This window comes from Promineifilum sp. (SeqCode) (genome assembly GCF_041918635.1).
In the GTDB taxonomy this organism is placed as follows: Bacteria; Chloroflexota; Anaerolineae; order Promineifilales; family Promineifilaceae; genus Promineifilum.
In genome coordinates, this window is the sequence record NZ_JAYRVJ010000555.1 from 1 (window position 1) to 3,792 (window position 3,792).

The 3,792-nt window shown below is 61.8% G+C and carries 3 protein-coding genes and 2 pseudogenes; 1 reads left to right on the forward strand and 4 read right to left on the reverse strand.

The annotated features are described in order from the left end of the window. The 4 genes and pseudogenes from ACE3UY_RS16615 to ACE3UY_RS16630 all read right to left on the reverse strand — a co-directional run. Window positions 1-353: pseudogene (locus ACE3UY_RS16615) on the reverse strand (hypothetical protein); the annotation flags it as partial. A gap of 156 nt (window positions 354-509) precedes the next feature. Further along, window positions 510-1,166, reverse strand: coding sequence for a hypothetical protein (locus tag ACE3UY_RS16620; protein ID WP_374688609.1), 657 nt, complete (start codon window positions 1,164-1,166; stop codon window positions 510-512). A gap of 53 nt (window positions 1,167-1,219) precedes the next feature. Then, on the reverse strand, window positions 1,220-1,858 hold the full coding sequence (locus ACE3UY_RS16625; protein WP_374688610.1) for a deoxynucleoside kinase: 639 nt from the start codon (window positions 1,856-1,858) through the stop codon (window positions 1,220-1,222). 27 nt (window positions 1,859-1,885) lie between these two features. Further along, window positions 1,886-3,094 carry an acyl-CoA dehydrogenase family protein gene (locus ACE3UY_RS16630; protein ID WP_374688611.1) on the reverse strand — a complete coding sequence of 403 codons (1,209 nt, stop codon included), beginning with the start codon at window positions 3,092-3,094 and terminating at the stop codon, window positions 1,886-1,888. A gap of 306 nt (window positions 3,095-3,400) precedes the next feature. Here ACE3UY_RS16630 and ACE3UY_RS16635 point away from each other — a divergent pair. After that, window positions 3,401-3,792, forward strand: a pseudogene (locus tag ACE3UY_RS16635) (glucosidase); the annotation flags it as partial.

Below are 3,792 nucleotides of genomic sequence, written 5' to 3' on the forward strand. Positions count from 1 at the left end.
GACGATGGTTGCTGGCTGCGCCGCTGCTCGGCCAACTGGTCGGCCAGGGTCGAGCCGGGGAAGTAATCGATGACGGCGTAGGGGAAGCCGTCCTCGGTGGTGTCGAAATCGCTGACAATGGCAATGCCGGGGTCTTTGAGCTGGGAGACAATCTCCATGCGCCGACGGAAACGGGCCGCGAGGTCTTCATCCTCCTCGACCGTCGCCCGCAAGACTTCCAGGAATACCGGCCGCTCCAGCTTGACATCACGCGCGAGGAACAGATCGCTGGCCTTGCGGGCGGCGATGTGCGACTCGATCTCGTAGTTGCCAATCTGTTGACCGGACAGGTCTTCCTTATCGCGTGCCACCATTGTTGGTCTTTACCCGCGGCGATGCCAGAGAAATCTTTAAGCGGCCAGGCCAATTGACAATGCTAAATAACTGGCAAGGCCACAATCGCTCTAGCGTACTACTATATATCAGAAAATGCAATTGTGGGCTGTGGAGAAAGCCGGCTCCCGCCCATGTCAATTCTCGATAATCGCGATAGTCCGGGCCTCGCTTTGGCCCAGCGTCGCGCCGGTGGCGCTGTCCTCCAGAAAGACTTGCCACACGTAACTGCCCGCCGCGCCGGCTGTCTCGCCGACCGCGGCCTGCAACTGGAAGCCACTCCCCAGGTTGGCCTCATCTACGGCTCCCAAGGGGGAGCGGACGCCATCGACGGCCAGATACACCACAAACTGCTGATCCCGGCCTACTTCGCCGGGCCAACTCCAATAGAATGATACCACGTCGTCGCGTCCAAAGACGCTGCCCGACGGCGGCCCCAGCAGCGGGATGACTGCGGCTGTTGTCGCTGCCTCCCCGCTCCCACCAACCGGAGCCGGATCAACCCCGGCCATACCGGCCACCGCCCAGGGCGTCGCCGGCCCCACAATGAGGCCGATCCCATCACCCGGCTGGTCGGCCGGCCCCGCGCCTGTCGTCGCGGGCGTGGCCGCGGTCGTCGTTGCCCGCGGCGCGGGCGGCGTCGCAGGTGGGTTGGAGCGTTCCAACCACCGCCAACCACCCACCCCGATAGCCATCAAGAGCAGCGGCGCGAGGACGATAACGGCCCGCCGGATGCGCTGTCGCGTCCGGCCGGGTTTTGCCGGCGGCGAGGCCCCTGACGCTTCGGGTGACACTTGTGAAGTTTAACACAAGTCCGCTGTGATGGCGAGTGTCTACAGGCGGTACGTTAGTCCAGGATCAGTTCCTCGCGACCGGCCAACTTGGCCTCGATGTAATCGAGAACGATGTCCAGGTGATGGGCGTGATGGACAAAATCGAGTTGCTGGGTGCGAATGGTCAGCACAGGGCACAGGTCGAAGCTCGCCAGCCACTCGCCGTAAAAAGAATCGAGCAGGGTCAGGTAATCGGCGGTGATGCCGGCCTCGATCGGTCGCGCGCGCTGGCGGATGCGCTCCATCAGCACCGGCACGGGAGCGGTCAGATAGAGCAGCAAATCCGGCCGGGGCAGATTGGACACAACGAGGTCGAAGACGTGGCGGTAAGCCTGATAATCGCGCTCGTTCAGATTGCCCATGTGGTGGAGCACGCGGGCAAAGATGTGGGCGTCCTCGTAGATGCTGCGGTCGGCGATGGCCGATTGAGGGTTGTTGGCGAGCAGCAAGTGCTGCTGGGCGCGGTGGCCCAGGAAGAACACTTGCAGGTGGAACGACCACTGGCGCATGTCGGCGTAGAAGTCCGCCAGGTAGGGGTTATCGACCACCGACTCGAAGCCGGTGATCCAACCCAGCCGGCCGCCCAGCCGCTCGGCCAGAGAGGTCTTGCCCACGCCGATGTTACCGGCGACGAGGATGAAGCGTTTGGTCATAGGTCTGCGGTGGGTCGCACCGGCGCATTACCGTTCGGCCTCCCAATACTCCGGGTCATAGGCTGGCAATTCGCAGCGCATGGGCCGCGTCCGGCGGTTGCCCAGCGCGTACTCGGCCTGCATCAGGGTGTGAATCTGCGACGTGCCTTCGTAGATGACGGCGCTCTTGCTGTTGCGCAGGTGGCGCTCCACGTTGTACTCGTCGGAGTAACCATACGCCCCGTGAATCTGAACGGCGTCATCGGCGGCGCGCTTGGCGGCCTCGGTGCAATACCATTTCGCCATGCTCGTCTCGCGCGTATTACGAATACCCTGGTTCTTCAGCCAGCCCGCTTTCCACACAAGCAACTGGCCAACGTCGATGCTCTGCTGCATGTTCGCCAACATCTGTTGGACAAGCTGGTATTCCACAATGGGCTTGCCGAACGTCTGGCGCTGCTTGCCGTAGGCGATGGATTCATCCAGACACGCCTTAATGATACCCACGGCTCCGGCGGCCACGCCGTAGCGGGCGTTGTCCAGGGCGCTCATGGCGATCTTGAACCCCTCGCCCTCTTCGCCCAGCCGGTGGCTGGCCGGCACACGCACCTCGGCCATGTTGATCCAGCCGGTGTTGCTGGCGCGGACGCCCATCTTGCCCTCGATGGTGCCCGTCGTCAGCCCCGCCCACCCTCGCTCCAGAATGAAGGCGCTGATGCCGTTGGCCCCTTTGGCCGGGTCGGTCTTGGCGAAGACGAGAAAGCGGTTGGCGATGTCGGCCAGGGTGATCCACATCTTCTCGCCAGTCAGGACGTAGTCGTTGCCATCGCGGCGGGCGCGGCTACTCATGGCGGCCACGTCGGAGCCTGCGCCTGGCTCGGTCAGGCCAAAGCAGGCCAGGTTCTCCCCGCGCGCCAGCGGCGGCAGAAAGGCGCGCTTCTGCTCCTCCGTGCCCCACTGGAAAATGGGCAGCGCGTGCAGTCCCAGGTGGACGGCGATGGTCTCGCGTACCGACGAGTCGGCGTACTCCAACCCCTCGGACAGGATGCCCAGCGAGAGGTAGTCTAGCCCCGCGCCGCCATAACGGGCCGGCAGACAGATGCCCATAAAACCCAGGGCGGCCATCTGCGGCAGCAGTTCGTGGGGAAAGGTGTGGCGGCGGTCGTGCTCCTTGATGACGGGCATGACTGTCTTGCGGGCGAAATCGTAGACCGTCCGCTCGATCATCTTGTGGTTGTCGCTTAGAGAGAAGTCCATTGACGTTCCTTCAGTCGGCCAGGGTTTGTTGAGTGGAATCTATGATAGCACCTGTCGCCTGATTCCAGAAGTTTAGTGAATCGTCCGGATTTCACCTCAACATGGCATACCCGCCTATATTCTTCTAATATCCCTGGCTATAATGTGTGCGGGAGATCTACCCGCCGGGTTTGCGACCAGTTAAATAGACGATCTGGCAGGTTTCCAAAGCCATTTTCGCGAGTGATATGCCACCAACAACTTATTTGTCGGTGGGATTTGAGTATGGCGCGCAACTATCACATAGGGGGAATTGTACCGATGGGAATGACACACGAAGATAAGCGATTGCAGGAAGCGCAAGAGCAGAACGTTCCCTGGCGTAAGTGGGGCCCTTATCTGAGCGAGCGTCAGTGGGGCACCGTTCGCGAAGACTACAGCGAGCATGGCAACGCCTGGGATTATTTCACCCACGACCAGGCGCGCTCGCGGGCCTACAAGTGGGGCGAGGATGGGCTGGCCGGCATCTCCGACGATCAGCAGTACGTCTGTTTTGCCCTGGCGCTCTGGAACGAGAAAGACCCCATTCTCAAGGAGCGCCTCTTCGGCCTGTCCAACTCGGAAGGCAACCATGGCGAGGATGTCAAGGAGTACTACTTCTATCTGGACAGCACGCCGACTCACTCGTACATGAAGTATCTGTACAAGTATCCGCAGGC